This window comes from Colwellia psychrerythraea, assembly GCF_000764225.1.
In the GTDB taxonomy this organism is placed as follows: domain Bacteria; phylum Pseudomonadota; class Gammaproteobacteria; order Enterobacterales; family Alteromonadaceae; genus Colwellia; species Colwellia psychrerythraea_D.
The window spans coordinates 107,719-126,085 of record NZ_JQED01000053.1; the positions used below are offsets into that span (position 1 = coordinate 107,719).

General features: G+C 37.4%; 15 protein-coding genes. 10 read left to right on the forward strand and 5 right to left on the reverse strand.

The window, feature by feature from the left end:
• The first annotated feature begins 87 nt into the window (after positions 1 to 87).
• Positions 88 to 1,458: a lysine-sensitive aspartokinase 3 gene (lysC, locus tag ND2E_RS03705; protein ID WP_033095319.1), complete on the forward strand. Its 1,371-nt coding sequence runs from the start codon at positions 88 to 90 to the stop codon at positions 1,456 to 1,458.
• A gap of 110 nt (positions 1,459 to 1,568) precedes the next feature.
• Here the strand turns inward: lysC and ND2E_RS03700 are convergent, their stop codons facing one another.
• Both ND2E_RS03700 and ND2E_RS03695 read right to left on the reverse strand, forming a co-directional pair.
• Entirely contained in the window at positions 1,569 to 2,000 is a 432-nt protein-coding gene (locus tag ND2E_RS03700; RefSeq protein WP_033095320.1) for a MarR family winged helix-turn-helix transcriptional regulator, read from the reverse strand.
• 1 nt (position 2,001) lies between these two features.
• Positions 2,002 to 2,484, reverse strand: a complete 483-nt coding sequence (locus tag ND2E_RS03695) for a glutathione peroxidase (protein ID WP_033095321.1) — start codon at positions 2,482 to 2,484, stop codon at positions 2,002 to 2,004.
• Between the two features lie 196 nt (positions 2,485 to 2,680).
• Here ND2E_RS03695 and ND2E_RS03690 point away from each other — a divergent pair, with 196 nt between their 5' ends.
• Together ND2E_RS03690 and ND2E_RS03685 are read left to right on the forward strand one after the other, a co-directional pair.
• Positions 2,681 to 3,544, forward strand: a complete 864-nt coding sequence (locus tag ND2E_RS03690; protein WP_033095322.1) for an NAD(P)-dependent oxidoreductase — start codon at positions 2,681 to 2,683, stop codon at positions 3,542 to 3,544.
• A 95-nt stretch (positions 3,545 to 3,639) separates the two neighbouring features.
• Positions 3,640 to 4,443 (forward strand): hypothetical protein, encoded by an 804-nt coding sequence (locus ND2E_RS03685; protein WP_052056903.1) that lies wholly within the window; start codon positions 3,640 to 3,642, stop codon positions 4,441 to 4,443.
• A gap of 268 nt (positions 4,444 to 4,711) precedes the next feature.
• Here the strand turns inward: ND2E_RS03685 and ND2E_RS03680 are convergent, their stop codons facing one another.
• Positions 4,712 to 6,163, reverse strand: coding sequence for an SLC13 family permease (locus ND2E_RS03680; RefSeq protein WP_033095323.1), 1,452 nt, complete (start codon positions 6,161 to 6,163; stop codon positions 4,712 to 4,714).
• Between the two features lie 518 nt (positions 6,164 to 6,681).
• Between ND2E_RS03680 and ND2E_RS03675 the strand changes: the two genes are divergently transcribed.
• The 3 genes from ND2E_RS03675 to ND2E_RS03665 all read left to right on the forward strand — a co-directional run bounded on the left by ND2E_RS03675 (position 6,682) and on the right by ND2E_RS03665 (position 11,599).
• Positions 6,682 to 7,725 carry a porin gene (locus ND2E_RS03675; protein ID WP_033095324.1) on the forward strand — a complete coding sequence of 348 codons (1,044 nt, stop codon included), beginning with the start codon at positions 6,682 to 6,684 and terminating at the stop codon, positions 7,723 to 7,725.
• Positions 7,726 to 7,962: 237 nt separating this feature from the next.
• Entirely contained in the window at positions 7,963 to 9,798 is a 1,836-nt protein-coding gene (locus ND2E_RS03670; RefSeq protein ID WP_052056904.1) for a sensor histidine kinase, read from the forward strand.
• Between the two features lie 439 nt (positions 9,799 to 10,237).
• Positions 10,238 to 11,599 carry a sigma-54-dependent transcriptional regulator gene (locus ND2E_RS03665; RefSeq protein ID WP_033095325.1) on the forward strand — a complete coding sequence of 454 codons (1,362 nt, stop codon included), beginning with the start codon at positions 10,238 to 10,240 and terminating at the stop codon, positions 11,597 to 11,599.
• 139 nt (positions 11,600 to 11,738) lie between these two features.
• Here ND2E_RS03665 and sbcB read toward each other — a convergent pair whose 3' ends face one another.
• Positions 11,739 to 13,214: an exodeoxyribonuclease I gene (sbcB, locus tag ND2E_RS03660; RefSeq protein WP_052056906.1), complete on the reverse strand. Its 1,476-nt coding sequence runs from the start codon at positions 13,212 to 13,214 to the stop codon at positions 11,739 to 11,741.
• Between the two features lie 152 nt (positions 13,215 to 13,366).
• Between sbcB and ND2E_RS03655 the strand changes: the two genes are divergently transcribed.
• Positions 13,367 to 14,536, forward strand: a complete 1,170-nt coding sequence (locus tag ND2E_RS03655) for a tyrosine-type recombinase/integrase (RefSeq protein ID WP_033095326.1) — start codon at positions 13,367 to 13,369, stop codon at positions 14,534 to 14,536.
• A 45-nt stretch (positions 14,537 to 14,581) separates the two neighbouring features.
• On the opposite strand, the gene ND2E_RS22990 is transcribed toward ND2E_RS03655, so the two are convergent.
• Positions 14,582 to 14,758, reverse strand: coding sequence for a helix-turn-helix transcriptional regulator (locus ND2E_RS22990; RefSeq protein WP_150113797.1), 177 nt, complete (start codon positions 14,756 to 14,758; stop codon positions 14,582 to 14,584).
• A 168-nt stretch (positions 14,759 to 14,926) separates the two neighbouring features.
• Between ND2E_RS22990 and ND2E_RS03650 the strand changes: the two genes are divergently transcribed.
• Genes ND2E_RS03650 through ND2E_RS03640 form a run of 3 tightly spaced genes read left to right on the forward strand, consistent with a single transcriptional unit; the run spans position 14,927 to position 18,339 of the window.
• Positions 14,927 to 15,832: a hypothetical protein gene (locus tag ND2E_RS03650; protein WP_033095327.1), complete on the forward strand. Its 906-nt coding sequence runs from the start codon at positions 14,927 to 14,929 to the stop codon at positions 15,830 to 15,832.
• The gene (locus tag ND2E_RS03645; RefSeq protein ID WP_033095328.1) at positions 15,833 to 16,291 is read left to right on the forward strand and encodes a helix-turn-helix domain-containing protein; all 459 of its coding nucleotides are present in this window, start codon (positions 15,833 to 15,835) and stop codon (positions 16,289 to 16,291) included. It abuts the gene before it with no gap.
• 2 nt (positions 16,292 to 16,293) lie between these two features.
• Positions 16,294 to 18,339 (forward strand): coiled-coil domain-containing protein, encoded by a 2,046-nt coding sequence (locus ND2E_RS03640; protein ID WP_033095329.1) that lies wholly within the window; start codon positions 16,294 to 16,296, stop codon positions 18,337 to 18,339.
• Positions 18,340 to 18,367 lie beyond the last annotated feature (28 nt).

Genomic DNA, 18,367 nt, shown 5'->3' on the forward strand with positions numbered 1-18,367 from the left:
CGCTACCTACTCAGTCATGCTCTTCCAATAGTTAATTTACTCAGCAAAGAGCTCAGTAAGTAACTAGTATTTTTATGGGAGAAATTTGTGAATTCAGTTCAATCTACATCATCGTTAACTGTAGCCAAGTTCGGCGGTACTAGTGTTGCCGACTACCAAGCTATGCTTCGCTGCGCCAATATTATTAAAAATGATCACAGCAATCGTTTAGTGGTTGTATCAGCCAGCTCAGGTGTGACAAACCTACTTGTACGTTTAAGCCAGAAAAATGTTTCTGTCATTGAACAAAAAGATATTATTGAAAATATACGTGCCATTCAAGTCAATATTACTCAGCATTTATCAAGTGATGTGGAAACACAGCTTAATGATGAAATAGATAGTTTACTTGAAGAGCTCACGCAGCATGCTTTAACGCAATTATTACAATACTCGACAAGAACGGGTGATGCTATTCTTGCTTTTGGAGAGCAATTTAGCTCACGGATTTTTGCTCAAGTATTGCGATCAGTTGATATTCCAGGTGAGTATTTCAATGTGCAACAAGTGATGAAAACGAACAGTTTATATGGCAAGGCCGTAGTAGACCTTAATCAATTGAGTGAGCAAAGCGCACAACTTCTCTCGCCAAAACTTAAGAATAAAGTCATTGTTACTCAGGGGTTTATTGGTCAAGATAGCCAGGGTCATACGACTACCCTGGGGCGAGGTGGCTCTGATTATTCTGCCGCATTACTCGCTGAAGCATTAAATGGTAATAATTTATCTATTTGGACCGATGTTGTTGGTATATTTACCACTGACCCGCGTATAACGGATCAAGCGAGAGCGATTAAAGAAATCAGCTTTGGTGAAGCGGCTGAAATGGCTACTTTCGGTGCTAAGATATTGCATCCCGCAACACTTATTCCAGCAATGCGTCAGAATATTCCTGTTTTTGTTGGCTCAAGTAAAGAGCCAGAAAAGGGCGGCACACAAATCAAGCAAAAGGTTGACTCAAACCCTACTTATCGCTCAATTGCATTAAGACGTGAGCAAACATTAGTGACGGTCAAAAGCCCAGCTATGTTACATGCAAGCGGTTTCTTAGCAAAGGTATTTGGTGTGTTAGCAAAACACGAGTTAAGCATTGATTTGATCACGACCAGTGAAATTAGTGTAGCGTTAACTTTTGATAACCCAAGTGGCTCAACGCAATCATTAATCACTAATACGGTTGTCGCAGAATTAGAGCAATTATGTGAAGTTAGTGTGGAGCATGGTTTATCGCTAGTTGCTGTTATAGGAAATGGCTTAACGTGCGCTAAGGGCATTGGTCAAAGTATTTTTGAAACGATTAATGACGTAAACATCCGATTAATTTGTCATGGAGCTAGTGCTAATAATCTATGCTTTTTAGTGAATGAAGGCGACGCCAACTTTGTGGTTGAAAAATTACATAATACGTTGTTTTCTTAACAAGTGTTTAGCGGGGCGATAATGTCCCGTTAATGTTTTCGTTATCTAAATAAAAAAGTAAGTATGATAAAACTTTATTCTTACTTTTCTTTCATTGGTTAGTAATGACTTTAACCGTTGATATTTGCCATAAGCTGATCAAGATCTTGATTTAAGCTGAACAACTTCTCTGGTGTTAAGCCCGTTACAGCAAACATTTCTCCTGGAATATGCTCAGCACTTTGTTTCAGTGCTTTCCCTTCTTTAGTTAATTTGATGATAACCACACGTTCATCTGACGATTGTCGAACACGGATCAGTAATCCCCGTGCCTCCATTCTTTTCAATAAAGGGGACAGTGTGCCAGAATCTAAATCAAGTTGGTTACCCAAGTCCTTAACCGAAATACCTTTCATGTTTTGCCATAAAACTAGCATGGCTAGATATTGAGGATAAGTTAAGTCTAGATCCTTTAAAATGGGGGCATACAGTCGGCACATTAATTTATTCAAGCTATAAAGACGAAAACATAATTGTTTTTCGAGCAGTAAATTAGTACTCATGTTATTTCAATAACTTTTCAATATCAGCGGTAATGGCTTCAGGTTTTGTAGTTGGCGCATATCGTTTTATTACTTCGCCGCGGCGGTTAATCAAAAATTTTGTGAAATTCCACTTAATTGACTTAGAGCCAAGAATGCCCGGAGCTTCTTGTTTCAAAAAATCAAACAGAGGGTGAGCATCACTGCCATTGACGTCAATTTTATCAAATAAAGGAAATTTTATATTAAAGTGTAAGTCGCAAAATTGCTGAATTTCTTCGTTATTACCACTTTCTTGTTGTTTGAATTGATTACAAGGAAAGGCCAATACTTCAAACCCTTTTGCATGAAATGAATCATGTAGTGTTTGTAACCCTTGATATTGAGGAGTGAAGCCACAGTGACTTGCTGTATTTACAATCAGCAATACTTTATCGGTAAACTGATTTAATTCAATAGTTTCTTCTTTATTGTTTAGAACGGTGAACTGATAAATATTACTCATTTAAATATTCCTCTAAAGTGTATGTAAAGCGATTAGCTGGTTTATGAACCTAATATGTAAATTGTATGAAATTTAATTGCGCACAACTCATTTTTTTATTTTAGTGCAAAATTGAAAGGTTGAAAAGATGCTAGAGCAAATAAATAAACTGAAGTAGACTGATCCCATTAAAAGTAACGACTTAAAAGGTTGGAGTATGAAAGTAGCATTTATAGGTCTTGGCGTAATGGGTTACCCAATGGCAGGGCATTTAACAAAAGCCGGTCATCAAGTTTGTGTTTATAACCGTAACAGCGACAAAGCCTTAGCCTGGCAAAAAGAATATGGTGGTGATGTCGCAATAACCCCTGCGTTAGCGGCAAAAGGTTGTGACATTGTCTTTGCCTGTGTTGGCAATGATGATGATGTCAGGCAAGTATCATTAGGTGGTGATGGAATTTTTGCAGGGCTGCCTAAAGGAAGCATTTTTGTCGACCATACCACGGCATCAGCAGAGCTTGCGGTTGAACTCTCTGCTATTGCTGATAAAAATGGCCAACATTTTTTTGATGCGCCAGTATCGGGCGGTCAAGCAGGCGCCGAAAATGGCGTATTAACGGTCATGGTAGGTGGCGATGAAGATGTTTTTACTAAAATAGAGCCTGTTATGGCTGCATTTGCCCGTTTTAGTCAAATCATGGGGCCTGTTGGCTCAGGGCAATTAGCTAAAATGGTTAATCAAATTTGTTTTGTCAATACAGTGCAAGGTTTAGCTGAAGGGTTGAACTTCGCCCAAAAAGCAGGATTAGATACTGACAAATTACTTGATACTATTGGCAAAGGAGCAGCTGGATCTTGGCAGATGGATAATCGTGGTAAAACCATGTGTAAGCGAGAGTTTGACTTTGGTTTTGCTGTTGATTGGGTAAGGAAAGATTTAGCTATTGCTTTTGAGGAAGCTGAAAAGTTAGGCGCTGATTTAACGATTACTAAGCAACTTGATGGTTATTATCAAGAAATACAAGAGAATGGCGGCAACCGTTGGGATACATCAAGTCTTATTTCTCGTTTTAAGAAATAGTAGTCATTTCACTATTAAACTGAATACCTAAATTAGCTGAAATATGTATGTTAACAGACTCAGGTATGAATTTTTGAATTTTAATCGAGGGAAAGATGAAATCAAGTATATTTATTTTACCATTAATATTGTTACTTTCAGCTTGTGGTAGCGGTTCTGAAGGGGCAGCCAAAACCCAGGTGATCCCCGAAGTGAAAAAGCCAGAGCCTGTCGGGGAGGCTGAAAACTTGGCAATTCCTGACAATAGAGCACTCGATGCCTATCAAGTGCTTGTTATTGGAAATAGCCATGTTCAGTCAATACAAAAATTACTGACCATAATCTTTCAGCATGGCTTTGAAGAAAAAGAAATCAATATTGATACCCGTGTTGGTGCCTTTTTAGATGTAATTGTTGATAAAGAAAGTTTGATAGAATTAATAGAAACGAGGCCGTGGACCCATATTATCTTGCAAGGTCAGAAGTACTCTCAGAGTCAATCAGTGCTTTATTCAACAGAAGCTGCAAAAACTTGGATTCAACGTACGAAGAAAAAAGGCGCTACGCCAATATTGTTTCCTGAACATCCCCAAAAGGGAAGTGTTACAGAAGCGGGTTATGTGCATAGTATCCATGTTGATATTGCCGATGAAGAGTCTAGCTGCATTGCCCCAGTAGGGCTAAGTTGGAATAAAGTGTTAGCTATAGAGCCTGAGTTAAATCTTTATCAAGCGGATGGAAATCATGCAACCGAGTTAGGTGCTTTACTCAGCGCTTTGGTATTGTATCAAGTAGTTAGTGGTCAAATAGCAGATACATTACCTTATGTTGCAGACTTACCAGGAACTGCTACTGAACAAGCCTTACTTGGCCAAATTGCCTCTCAGACAGTTGCAGAACAGGTTCCTTGTGCTTTTTAAAGCGTTGAGTTACGGCCATTGGGTCGTGATTGATTATTCATGGATCACTGAACGTTATATTATTTAGTCGGTATTTTATGTAGGTGCCTAAATAGCTTGTGTAGAGGAGATGTTTCAGGTTTTTACCTGAGTTTAGGCTAGGTAGTAGCTAGTCTCGTTTAGCTGATTTGTTCGATTGAGCTTTGGTGATGAAACTGAACACAGGTAACCTGTGAAGTAAACACCAGATGAAGTACCCGGTGTTTACATCGATTTAAACAAACGTTAGTTACACATTAAATACCATAGGTACGGTAGTTAACATCATTATGACTATCATAAATATAGCCGCAATATTCAGCCAAAAACCTGCTCTGGCCATGTCAGCGATACGTAACTCTCCAGAACTAAATACGATAGCGTTTGGCGGAGTTGCTACTGGCATCATAAAGGCACAACTCGCAGCTAATGCGGCAGGAATGACTAGCATTAAAGGTCCATCAGTCAATGTTACTGCTATAGGTCCTAGTAAGGGTAAAAAACTTGCGGCAGTGGCGGTATTACTTGTTACTTCAGTTAAGAATAAAATGGTAATGGTAACGACTAAAACAGCAGCAATAACAGGAATGCTCGAGGTTGCTTCAAGCTGAGTTGCTATATAACCCGCTAATCCTGATTTTTTTATTAAACTGGCTAGGGCTAAACCACCACCAAAAAGTAATAAGACACCCCAAGGTAATTTTTTTGTGTCTTCCCAGGCTAAAATACGGATGTCTTTTTTACTATCAACAGGGACGACAAACAATAATAAAGCAACAAACATAGCGATGCCGGTGTCTGATATAGCTAAGCCAGTCATTTTGGCTATTAATGGTCTAAAAATCCAACCGATAGCGGCAAAAGCAAAGAAAAACAAAACCAGTTTCTCACCTTTATTCATTTGGCCCAATTCCTGAAGTTTTTCTTTGAACATGCTGTTGGTATCAACACGATCTCCTTCATTAACTTGATAGCAAACCTTGGTCAAAATGAACCAGCACAGAACCAACAATACTGTACTTAACGGTACACCAATAATCATCCATTGGGCAAAACCAATTTCAATATTGTAACTATCGGCTAAATAAGCCGCCATCAGAGCATTAGGAGGTGTACCAATTAAAGTCGCTAAACCACCGATGCTTGCGGAAAAGGCAATAGCTAATAACATTGGTTTTGAAAAGTTTTCAGGGGTACTACCATTTTGCTTCTGTTTAACCATCTCGATGATAGATAACGCGATCGGTAACATCATTACTGCGGTCGCGGTATTAGACATCCACATCGATAAGAAAGCGGTAACAAGCATCAAGCCACCAATTTGATGGCTTGGTTTAGTACTACATAACGACATGGCTTTTAAGGCAATGCGTTTATGCAAATTCCATCTTTCCATCGCAATGGAGATAAAAAAGCCACCAAGGAAAAGGAATATTAAAGGATGCGCATAAGACGATGTTGTAACCTTGATAGGTGCTATACCAACAATTGGCGCAACTATTAAGGGGAGGAAGGCGGTGACTGAAACAGGAGTTGCTTCAGATATCCACCAGGTGGCCATCCACAGTGCTAAGCCGAGGGTGTGCCATGCATCTGCAGACATACCTTCAAAGGGCGAAGGCACTAATAAGGTAAACAGCATCAGTGCTGGCCCTAATATGAGCATACGCAATGGCGTTGTTTTGTCTTGTATATCTGTCATAAATTTCCTCACAGTGTTTTATTTTATAATAGTTCTAATTTATGTTTAGCAAAGACACTGCCATGTTTTCATCTTATTGTTAATAAAAGTAAATATATTTTTTACTCGTTATTTTAGCTTATGTTACGTATTGATATCCACCCATAAAAAAACACCTATGTGTGGAAAGCCGCCAATGTATATCCTCTCAATAATTTTGTGGGCTTGATGCTTACGACACTAATTAACCGTGGGGGATAGTCGCGTTGTTTAGCAATATATTTTGATCTGAATTTCCGTTTTTCTCTCTTTGGGGGGATTTCTATATATATCCATATGCATTAAGGGTGGGATTCCCCCCAAGATGATGGCTAACAATTTTATATTATTACTGTAAGTGATTGTTATTTTTTGTTTATTTTTATCAGTTGCTCTAGCAATAAACTGGCGTGAACATTGCGGTTACATACTGTCGACTTAACGTAGTCAGTGTTGGCGATTCATAACGATAATAACTTCTTAAAATAAAGGGGAAATACATGAAACGTATTCAAGTGAATAAACCAAGTAAACTATTTTTGGTAAACGTACTGCTATTAAGCAGTGCGAGTGCTAGCGCCAGTGATGTCGATAGCTCATTCTATGGATCGCTCCGTTTAGGTGCTGACTATGTTGATAGTGGTACTGCTGATGATGCAGTAAATGGTAGAGATTTTTTGAGTCGGATAGGTGTTAACGCCGAAGTCCAGTTGTCAGATGGCTTAACAGGTGTCGGCAAAGTTGAGTATGGTTTACGCGGCGATGATGGGGTGAATTTTAATCAAAATCAAAAACCGGGTTTGCGTCAAATATATGTTGGCCTAAAAGGAAACTTCGGAACCGTTACTTATGGTTCTCAAACTATTATATGGCATCAGTATGTACGTAGTGCGTATTTTTCTGATGGATTAGACTCTTTGCGTCAAGGTGCTATTCGTGATGATGATATGCTGCAATGGCAAAAATCTTACAATAATTGGAAGTTAGCTGCTGCCATTCAAACAGAAAAACAAGATGGCGACTCTATTGATCAATACCAAGTAGCAACGCAATATAAAAATAACAGCTTGAAACTTCAAGCTGCATTGGCAGCAGATCAACAAGGTAAAAATACCGGTAATTTATACGGCTTTCGTGCTTGGTATGATATTTCAAAATCGCTTACGGTATCAGCTTTTTATCATTTGGCTGAAGAAGACTTTGATCTGTACAAAGGTAACTCGTCAGGTAATGTTAGATTAGTCTCAGCAGAAGAATCAGGTAAAGTAGGCGGCGTAACCAGTTGTGTTGATGAAGAGCGTTCAACCGTAGGTTTGTATGGGAAGTGGCGTCAAGGGAACAATCAAATACATGCTAGATATGCGGTAAACTCTTGTAAAATAAAAGGCGATGTTAACTCTATTAAAGTTGAATATATCCGTTATTTCTCTAAGAAATTTCGCATGTGGGCATCAATTGAGCAGTTAGATAATGATGCAGCTCGCTTACCTTCAACAGGTGAAGATATGTCGGCTGTGCAATTAGGTGTTAGATTCGATTTTTAACTAAGATTAAGTTGGTTACTTTGAACTGAGCAAATACAATAGTTACTATGGAAGTAGTTGTTTGTTGGGTATCAAATAGTTAAAGCATAACAGTAAACAACGAGTTTACTGTTAAAAGCTGGTAAAATGAAAAATGATTTTCATAGCTACCTCACTGACTCGGCGACCATTTCTATCGCTTATATAGTAGATAGCTCTAATGGTGAAATAGCATTAGTTTATTCTTAAGGTAAAATTTTGGTCTATCAAGGAAAATCAGAACGTATAAATTATATTGTTGCCATTATCGCGGTGATTGGCCTTATATTAACTATTGAACTGACCCAGGTGATAGGTATGAACAACGCCTATCACCAAATGCATCAACAATCGAATCAGCAGCTATCTAACTTAGTAGGCTATATAGATAATATTCTTGGTCGCTTTGATAGAATTCCCAAAGTTCTCTCGCAACATCCTGTACTGTCACAAGCGCTAATCTCACCTAACGAACAATCAAAAATAACCAAGCTTAATCAGTTATTAGCCGACATCAGAACAATGACTCAGGCGTCTGATATCTACCTTATTGATAAAAAGGGTATTACAATAGGAGCAAGCAATTGGCAATTTCCCAATTCATTTGTCGGTATGAACTTCACCTTTAGACCCTATTTTCAAGATGCTTTAAAGGGGAAACTTTCTCATTATTATGCTGTGGGATTAAGTAGCGGGAAACGGGGCTTTTATTATGCTTTCCCAGTGATTATCGATGATGTGGTTGCCGGGGTTATTGCGTTAAAAATAAGTATTGCTGATATTGAAGAGCAGTATAAAAAAACGGTATTAAATAATAGCTTTAATTTTTTAATTGTTGCACCCGATGATGTGGTTTTTATTTCAGACAGACCAGAATGGCGACTAAAAACGATTGGTAATTTATCTAAAGCTAAACAGCTTAATTTAATTGCAGAAAAACGTTATACCGATAAAGAAATATCTTCACTTAACGTGGTTGATATTTCCAATCACTATTTTCCAAAAGATCTTGATAGTGAATTATTGAAAGTGACTTCAAACAAAGGTTCTAAAGAGATTTTTGCGCTCAATAAACTGATGCAAAAAGCTAATTGGCAAGTTCATTTATGGAGCTCTTTAGCGCCAATGAAAAACCAACAAAATTTATTAGTCATCCTCAGCGCTAGTGGGTATTTGTTAATGGTGTTTTTATTGTTATTTGCTAACGAGCGACTTAAAAATGCGCGAAGAATCAAACAATCTCAGCAATTATTAGAAAAGAAAGTTAAAGAGCGAACAGCTGACTTAAGTGCGAGTAATGTCAAATTGCATGAAGAAATGGCGCAACGCCAACAAGCACAAACTCAAATGAATAAAATGCGTGATGAATTGATCCAATCAGAAAAACTTGCGCTCATCGGTAGCATGTCAGCAAGTATTAATCATGAAATCAATCAACCATTAACTGCCTTAAGAAGCTACTCAGAAAATGCGCTAGCTTATCAAGAGCGAAGCATGGCGGACAAAGTAAAGAACAACTTATCACTCATTATAGGCTTAGTGGATCGGTTAAGTGACATTGTTAGTCAATTTAACAGTTTCTCTAAAAAAAGTACGGGTGTAGCAACGGATGTTGATGTTCAGATGAGTCTGATGGCGGCGATGAGCATTGTAAAACATCAAGCTAAAGCTGCGAGAGTAGAATTTATCAGTAAACCTTGCTCAGAGCCTTTACATGTTTATGGTGATGCTATTCGCTTTGAACAAGTGCTGGTTAATTTATTAAGTAATGCAATACAGGCGCTAAGTGAACAAGAAGATAAGCAAATAACGATTTCTGTCTCTAACATTAAAGAGCAGGTTATTATTAAAATAAGAGATAATGGGCCAGGTATTTTAGTCGATAATATCGACAGAGTGTTTGAGGCTTTCTTTACCACGAAAGAAAACTTTGGCTTAGGTTTAGGTTTATCTATTTCGCACCGAATTATCGAGTCGATGCAAGGTCAACTTAACGTAAATAATCACCCTGATGGTGGCGCTATTTTTACCATTAGCTTGCCTGTAAACAGGTAATACCAAGTCCATTAAGTTATTTCCCACTCAGCGAGAATTAAAAGGCTTAAAGGCAAGGCATTGATTGAAGAGAATGGTTATTCCCTTGTCAAAATCAATAACACAGCATGTAAGCCTTTTAAACTCGCCCTTGGGAGCTTGTCAGAAAAGCAATAACTGCACAAATTTGTGAGATATAGAATAACTATACCAGCAAAAATTTTGTTTATTATATCTCTTCTGACATAGCTCTGAGGTGGGAATAAATTTAATGAAATTGGTATAATACCATTTCGCTTAATTAAATGATTAAAAATTGTGTAGGGAAAATTGGTAAGAACAAGGCGCTTGATTGAGCAACAGCTGGCTATTGGGATTGAAAACAACGCAGTTATCGTCAGTTTTAACCAGCAAGATTGATCAGGTAGTTATGCGGATTGGTATAACGTAAGGAAATAATATGGAAACGGAAAAATTGGGTGTTGTCTTTGTTATTGATGATGAAGAACATATACGAACTGCTATTGAGCAAACATTCGAATTAAGAAATTTTGAAGTACAAAGCTTTTCACATGCACATCAATTACTTAATCAGCTAAGTGATACTTGGCCTGGTGTTGTTATTAGTGATATTAATATGCCTAAAATGGATGGTCATCAGTTGATGGCTGAGGTTAAAAATATTGACCCAGACATACCCACCATTTTACTCACCGGTTTTGGTGATATTTCAATGGCGGTAAATGCCATGCGTAATGGTGCCTATGACTTTATTGAAAAGCCATTTAATAATGATGACTTAGTTGACACGGTTAAAAGAGCACTAGATAAACGCGCATTAGTGCTTGAAAATAGGCAACTCAAACAAGAAATAGAAACACATTGTTTACCCGGTCCTAGAATCCTAGGCAATTCGCCTAATATTGTGCAAATGCGAAATATACTAAATCAAGTGATGGATGCACCGGCAGATATCATGATAGATGGTGAGACAGGCACAGGAAAAGAGCTGGTTGCACGTTATTTACACGACCATAGTATTCGAAGAGATAGTAATTTTGTTGCTCTTAACTGTGGTGCTATCCCAGAAAATATAATTGAAAGCGAGCTTTTTGGAGCGGAGAAGGGCGCATACACAGGGGCTGATAAAAAACGCATTGGTAAGTTTGAATACGCTAACGGCGGTACCCTATTTCTTGATGAAATAGAAAGTACACCCATGTCCCTACAAGTTAAGCTGCTCAGAGTCTTAGAAGAAAGAAAAGTAGTTCGTTTAGGTGCGAACGAAGGAATTGATCTTGATGTCAGAGTTATTGCTGCGACCAAAGTAGATTTATTAGAACTATGTGAACAAGGTTTATTTCGTGAAGATCTCTATTATCGTTTGAATTTAGTAAAAGTAGATATTCCCCCGTTGAGAGAGCGAATTGAAGATGTGCCCTTGCTCTTTTTACACTTTGCTAGAGTAGCTTCAGCGCGTTACAAAAAAGAATTAATTCCGTTATCGCAAGAACATAAAACTCAACTGTTAAGTTATAGCTGGCCTGGCAATGTAAGAGAATTACGAAACTTGGCGGAGCGTTATATTTTATTAGGTGAAGCTGCAGCGTTCAATTTTAACAAGAGCACCAGTAGCAACTCGATGCTGAGTAGTATGGGGCTAACTCAGCGGGTCGAGTTTTTTGAAAAATTCCTTATCGAAGAAGCGTTGGCAAGTAATGAGGGCTGCATTAAAGACACGATGGAAGAACTCAATTTAGCCAGAAAAACACTCTACGATAAAATGAAGAAATACGAGTTAGAGCGAACAACTTACCAATAAATTGGCTATAAAATTTGACTTAACGTTTTAGTTGATAACTTTGTTTAATCAATGACTCTATGACTAAGATTAGCCTTTGATTATTCTGCTCAAGCAGTAGCAGAATAATCAATAGTAATAGTTACTTTGGGAAAGTGACTTAACCTTGCAAGAATTCATACAAGGCTTTTAATATCGACATCTTGGCTTTATCGGTTTCATGCTCATGCGCTAGATTTTCAATCTTCATCATAAACTCATCAAGTGATAAAATGCCTTTCCCGCCATAGTGCAGTTTGTTCTGGCAATACTGTTGCCATTTTAGTTGTTCATCTGCCGACAAGGTATATGGGTAGTTTCTTGCTCGATAGCGAAACAGTAATACGCTTAAACGCTCATCTTGAAATTGAAATGGATGATTAGCGAGTTGCTCTGGTGATAGACCGCGTAAAATATCCATTTGTGCTTTATCACTATGGCTAAAGAAACTACCGCCATATAAGGCTTGCTCGGCATCAACGTCATCATTATCAAAGTCTGATGTGGCAAAAACATCACTTAACTTATCTCTCAGCTCGGCATGCTTTTTCAATAAGGCTAAGTTCTCTAAGCAAGTATCACGTGGTATTGCTAAGCGCTCGGCATTTTCAGGCAGTAATGTTTTAGCAGGCGCTATAACAGGACATTTATTAACATGAATTAACTTCACCGGTATTGGCAATTCATCAGGCGCTAAGTCGTCATAACGTGTATATAAACGCGTTTTAATCTCTTCACTGCTAAGGGTTAGTAAAGGTGAGATATCACGCGCTAAATCGACACAGATCACCGCATTTTTGTTGACGGGGTGATAACTTACTGGTGCAAACCAACTGGTACAGCCGTGTACTGATGATACCTTACTCGAGGTATGTACAATAGGGGTCATATCAGCGGTATTGATCAAATCCTTAACTTGATTTTTACTCTTTAAATTAAAGATAAATTCATAAAGTTTTGGTTGTTTTTCTTTGATCAACTTAGCCATAGCAATAGTGGCATAAACATCACTCATTGCATCATGGGCTGCTTCATGACTAATACCATTTGCTGAAGTTAATAGCTCTAAACGAAAACTGACAACCTCTTCACCATCACGCTCAACGGTTGGCCAATTGATTCCTTCTGGGCGAAGTGCGTAACAGGCACGCACCATATCTATAATATCCCAGCGACTATTACCATTTTGCCATTCACGGGCATACGGGTCGTAAAAGTTACGATAAAGCAGATAGCGAGTCACTTCATCATCAAAGCGGATATTGTTATAACCAGCAACACAGGTGTTGGGCTGAGTAAATAAAGTATGAATACGCGCAGCAAACTCTGCCTCAGACAAACCCTCTCGTTGTGCCTTTTGTGGCGTTATACCTGTTACTAAGCAGGCTTCAGGGTGTGGCAAGTAATCCACGGGCGGCGTACAATAAAACATTTCTGGCTCACCGATGATATTTAAATCGAGATCGGTACGAATGCCAGCAAACTGAGAAGGTTTATCTACTTTCGGGGATATGCCCCAAGTCTCATAATCGTGCCACAAAATACTTGGCTGATTCATAGTGTCACTTTGTGTATCGTTTTGTTCTTTGTTGTTCATATAAATCAACCGTTTAACTCTGTTTTATGTGTTGTTGTGTAACATTGGATATCATCGTGTTTTCTACCGTTATAAATAAAATTGTACCCATTTGTGTACCCACGGGAAATTTCTTGTGTGTACCCATGATAAAAATTTATAAGGCAGTAAAAATGGCACTAAGTGACTCAAAATTAAAATCTTTATTAAATAAAAAGCAATCCAAACGTTTCGATTTAGCTGACCGTGACAGCTTAAGTGTACGTGTTTCGGAGTTCGGAACCATTACTTTTCAATATCGTTACCGTTACCATGATAAAGCAACTCGCATCGCATTAGGAAGATATCCTGATATTTCTTTGAAACAAGCGCGTGAGAAGATACCAGAATTACGGCAAATGTTAAATGATGGAATCAATCCTGCTGTTCAAGCTAAACGGTCAAAAAGTACTGAAAATGCTACTTTAGATGAATGTATAGACTTGTTCATGGAAAAGCATGTAACAACTCTTAGAAAGGTATCACAAGGGAACTACCAGTCGACACTGGTTCTTCATGGTAAAAATGCTTTTAAATTTCCAGTTGAAGAAGTAACCATTCAAGAATGGTTTGAGTTGTTTGATAGGATTACTGAAAACCACTCAGCTATAACTGCTAGGGCGTTACTAGTTAAAATTAAAACCTGTTTGAGGTTTTGTGTAACACGAGGGACTATTGAAAACTCTTGTATTTTCAATATCGCTCCTAAATCAGTGGGTCGAAAAAGTGCCCCTAAAGACCGTGTTCCAGACTTGGATGAAATTAAAGAAATATGGGGTGGAATCAATAAGTCAAAATGCAACCCGACTACGGGAAATGCACTTAAGTTGGTTATATTAACGGGGGCAAGAATTAGTGAAGTCCGCTTAATGGAAGAGCGTGATTTAGATTTGAAAAAAGGAGTATGGGTTGTTCCTAAAGAAAAAAGTAAAACTAACTGTAAAATTATACGGCCTTTAGCACCAGAGGCTTTGAAAATTATTAAATGGCAAATTGATAATTTTGGTGATGTTGCTGACTATATTTTCCCTAGTGGTTCATATAAGCAAGAGATTTCAACACAGACTATGAATAAATTATGTCGTCTTGTAAGAACTCGTCTAAAAATGCAATCTTGGACTGCGCATGACTTTAGAAGGTCATTATCAACCTTGCTATCTAGGAAAAACATAAAACTTGAAGTCACTGAAACAATGCTAGGGCATTCACTGGGCGGTATTATTCGTAACTATAATTACCATGACTGGGTTCCTGAGCAACGAGAAGCATATAAGCTTTGGGAAAGTCTTATCCTAGGTGATTAAACAAACATTAAAAAGCCGCTAATAGCATTAGTAGCGGCTTTTCATTTAAGCTGAAGTGTTTGATGTTTCCCATAATTCTATGTCTTCTAACCGCCAAAATGGGCGTGCTAATGGTGGGCTTACAGGCACAGGGAAGTTATCTTTTTTCCTCCAGCGCCAAAGTGTTTGTCTGCCAACTCCATATCGGTTAAGTATGTCGTTTGTTGCTAGTATTGATTTCATTAATTTGCACCATTTGATTATTAGATGACAGTATTTATTAGTGATATTTTGGTTGTACAAAATTAGGGGGCTTCATGATATGTATCAATAAGAACTTACTTTGTTGTTTACTAAGTATGAGTTTGTAGATACACTTGGAATATCAAGGAATTAGATAAAGGTCCCGGTTTGATAGACCCCAGAAACAGCCCCAAAGATTGGGAGAACTACTTCAAGGATATTGTAAGACTACATTATCTACCTGCAAATTATAGGGACGTTCCAGATAAGCATGTTGGAGACTTTGGTATTGAATGCTTTAGTCTGTCGGGGCATGTATTTCAATGTTACCTTCCAGAACAAGTTGCTGATATAAAGAAACTTGTAGCCTCTCAACGTAAGAAAGTTAACGACGATATTAAAAAGTTCACTGAAACGAACGTTGATGAACTCAACAAACTGTTTGGTGAAACAGTTATTTCTCGATGGATACTTGCTACTCCCGTTAATGATTCTGCCGTAATGGCTCAATTTTGTGCTCAAAAATCAATTGAAGTTAGAAACTTGGGTATTTCTTATATAAGTGACGATTTTGAAATACTAGTTCATACAGAAAGTGAATACCCAAAAGAAGTAGGTTTTTTGAGAAAAGAAACTTATCAAATGACTTTCGATTTTAACAGTACAACAGTAGATGGTGCTGCTTGCTGGATAGATGAAAATTTGGAGTTTCTATCCAAGCTTGATATGAAACTTCCTAAAATAGAGAAAGATCAAGATAGACTTTTGAATATTAAAACTTTTATCATTCAGAAGTACTTGGACTATCAGAATTTAATGGACGTCCTAAGGTTAGAATGGGGCGATATTTATGAATCAGTTTTCAATTGCATACAACACAGAGAAAATAGCTTAATAGAGCGTTTCATTTTAGATGTTGGTGATACTTTGCCCGGGCAAGTGATTAAAGATGAAATGTCGAAGCTTCACGAAAATATTGTTGATGAAGTAAAATCCTTTAAAGGAACTGATTTAGAAAAAATAAAATGGGGCGTGATAGCCGACTGGCTTATTAGATGCCCTTTGGATTTTTAGATGGATATTAATCAAATTCTCAACCAGCCATTCACCTTTAAACGTCGCAGTCAATTAATACCTAGTGATTTACGGCCTATTTGGAAAGCAACTTTAGTTCTTATAATATTTGGAATCCTTGGTAAGAACAGTAAGTGTAGTTTGAAAAAATTACACATAGCTAACTGGATAAGCAAGAGTGGTGACCATATGGAAGATTACCTCTATTGGGCTAAGGATACTAATGCTGTAAGACCTGATATAAGAATGGAACCTGCCCTCGATAGGGTATTAGAAATGATGGTAGGCGATAAATTACTTGTTAAATCCAAAGGGAAGCTTGAAATAACAGACCGTGGACTCGAAAATTTTGAAAAACTAAATGAGTTAACGATATTTGAAGTTGAAAAAAGTTATCTGTTGGCAGTTAAAAAGTATATGACGGAAGCCAATGTTGAACGTGTATTTAAGGTGGCATAATAATGACGTTAGCTATATCAAGGTTGAGAATAATAGCAAAAACCATTGATGGAGATTATGGTGTTGATATTCCTTTTGAAAAGGGGTTGTTTATCTTGAGGCTGGATAATTCTCATGGGAAATCTACGTGTATCAATGCTATTGCTTACGCCTTAGGTATGGAAAAATCTCTTGGATTAGGAGGAGCAAAACTGCCTTTTCCTCCATCCTTAACTAAAGCACTTGAAGGTGACGATGGGGCTGAACATTTAATTATTAAGTCCTCTGTAATGCTAGAAATTGAAAATAAAAGTGGTGACGTAACTACACTGTACCGTCAGATTGTAGGTTCTGATGAGGAAAATATTATCTATCAATATGATTCAGATATAGACAGTATAAATCCTCAACACCACAGGAAATTGTTTTTACATAGGGAAGGGGATACAACTAGGCCATTAGGTTTTTTTAAATGGTTGGATTCATTTGTCGGATGGAATTTACCATTAGTCCCAAACTTTGATGGCAAAGAAGTTCCATTGTATCCATCTACATTTTTCCCTACTTGGTTTGTTGAACAGAAAAAGGGGTGGTCATCAATACAGTCAACCACACCAACTTTTCTAAGAATAAAAGAAGCTAAAAAAAGAGCGTTGGAATTTATTTTAGATTTGGATGTTAATGAAAATGTAAAAAAACGAGCCAAGTTAAAAGTTGATATAGATTTGACATTACAAGCTTGGAAGATGGCGCATAAGAAGTCTGAATTATTAGCTGCAAGGGTTTTTGGTCAAATTAGAGGGGTAATTGATGTCCCTGAAGCAAAATTTGATCAGTATAAAGTTGATGTGGCAGTTAAAAAAGATGAACGTTGGTTATCAATTCAGGATGTTGCAGAAACAGTTGAAAAACAGCTATCTGAGTTTATAAGTAAGAGCAATAATGAAGAAGTAGACTCTAAATTAGACAGCGAGCTTCAAAGTCGAATTGAAGAAAAAGAAACTGAGATTAGAGGATTAGATAATAAGTATGTTGAATTGGATACAGAAATTTCATTTTTAAATCAACAAATCTACTCTACAGAGACAAGGGTTAGTAACCTATTAAATGATAAAAGAAAATATGAAGACCTTAAGAAAGTTGGTGAGTCAAATATATTTGCTAATACCAAGTTAAATGAAGGGAATTGTCCAACATGTGGACAGGATTATACTGATAATCTTATTGATATGGATACAGAATCTTCTGTAATGAGTGTCGATGAAAGCCTTGAGTTTATCAAGCAACAAATAAAAGCATTTACAAATGTCGTTGAAAGTTATCAATTTCAGAAGAAAAAGAAAGTTGTTGAACTAGGTACTATTAAGTCGACTCTGAGTGAAACTAGGAAATCTTTACGTAAAATTAGAGAATCACAGGTTCAACCAAACTTGGCATTACGGGAAGAAGAACTTCGTAAAAAGATAAAGATAGAAAATGAAGTGGAATTATACAAAAGCACCATTAAAACACTGGTCGACATTAGATTAGAATTAGATGCAATCTATAGGAAGCACTCTAGTTTATGTAAACAGCGTCGTAACTTACCTGACAGTATTTTATCACCACTTGATACTAAAAAAATTAAAAAGCTGGAAAGCTATTTACAAGGTTTATTGGTCGACTATGACTTTACTAGTTTTAATCCAGAGAAGCTTGAGATCTCTAAAGAAACATACCTCCCTACGAGAGAAGGATTTGATATTGGTTTTGATACACCTGCAAGTGACGGTATTAGGATTATTTGGAGTTACTTATTAAGTTTATTCAAATTAGCAAATGATGTTGGCACTAATCACCCCCGGTTGGTTGTCTTTGATGAGCCTCGACAGCAAGAAGCAAATAAGTTTAGTTTTACTACTTTACTCAAGTCTGCTGCTGCTATGTGTAATAGTGGAGGTCAAATTATATTAGCCACATCTGAAGAATCTTCAGCAATTGAAGACTCACTTAAGGGTATCCATTATCATATGTTTTCTTCTGAAAAGTCTGATGGAAAGATAATAAGAAAACTTAAGGCACAGAAATAAATTTACATTTGTCTTATCTAAAGGCTTC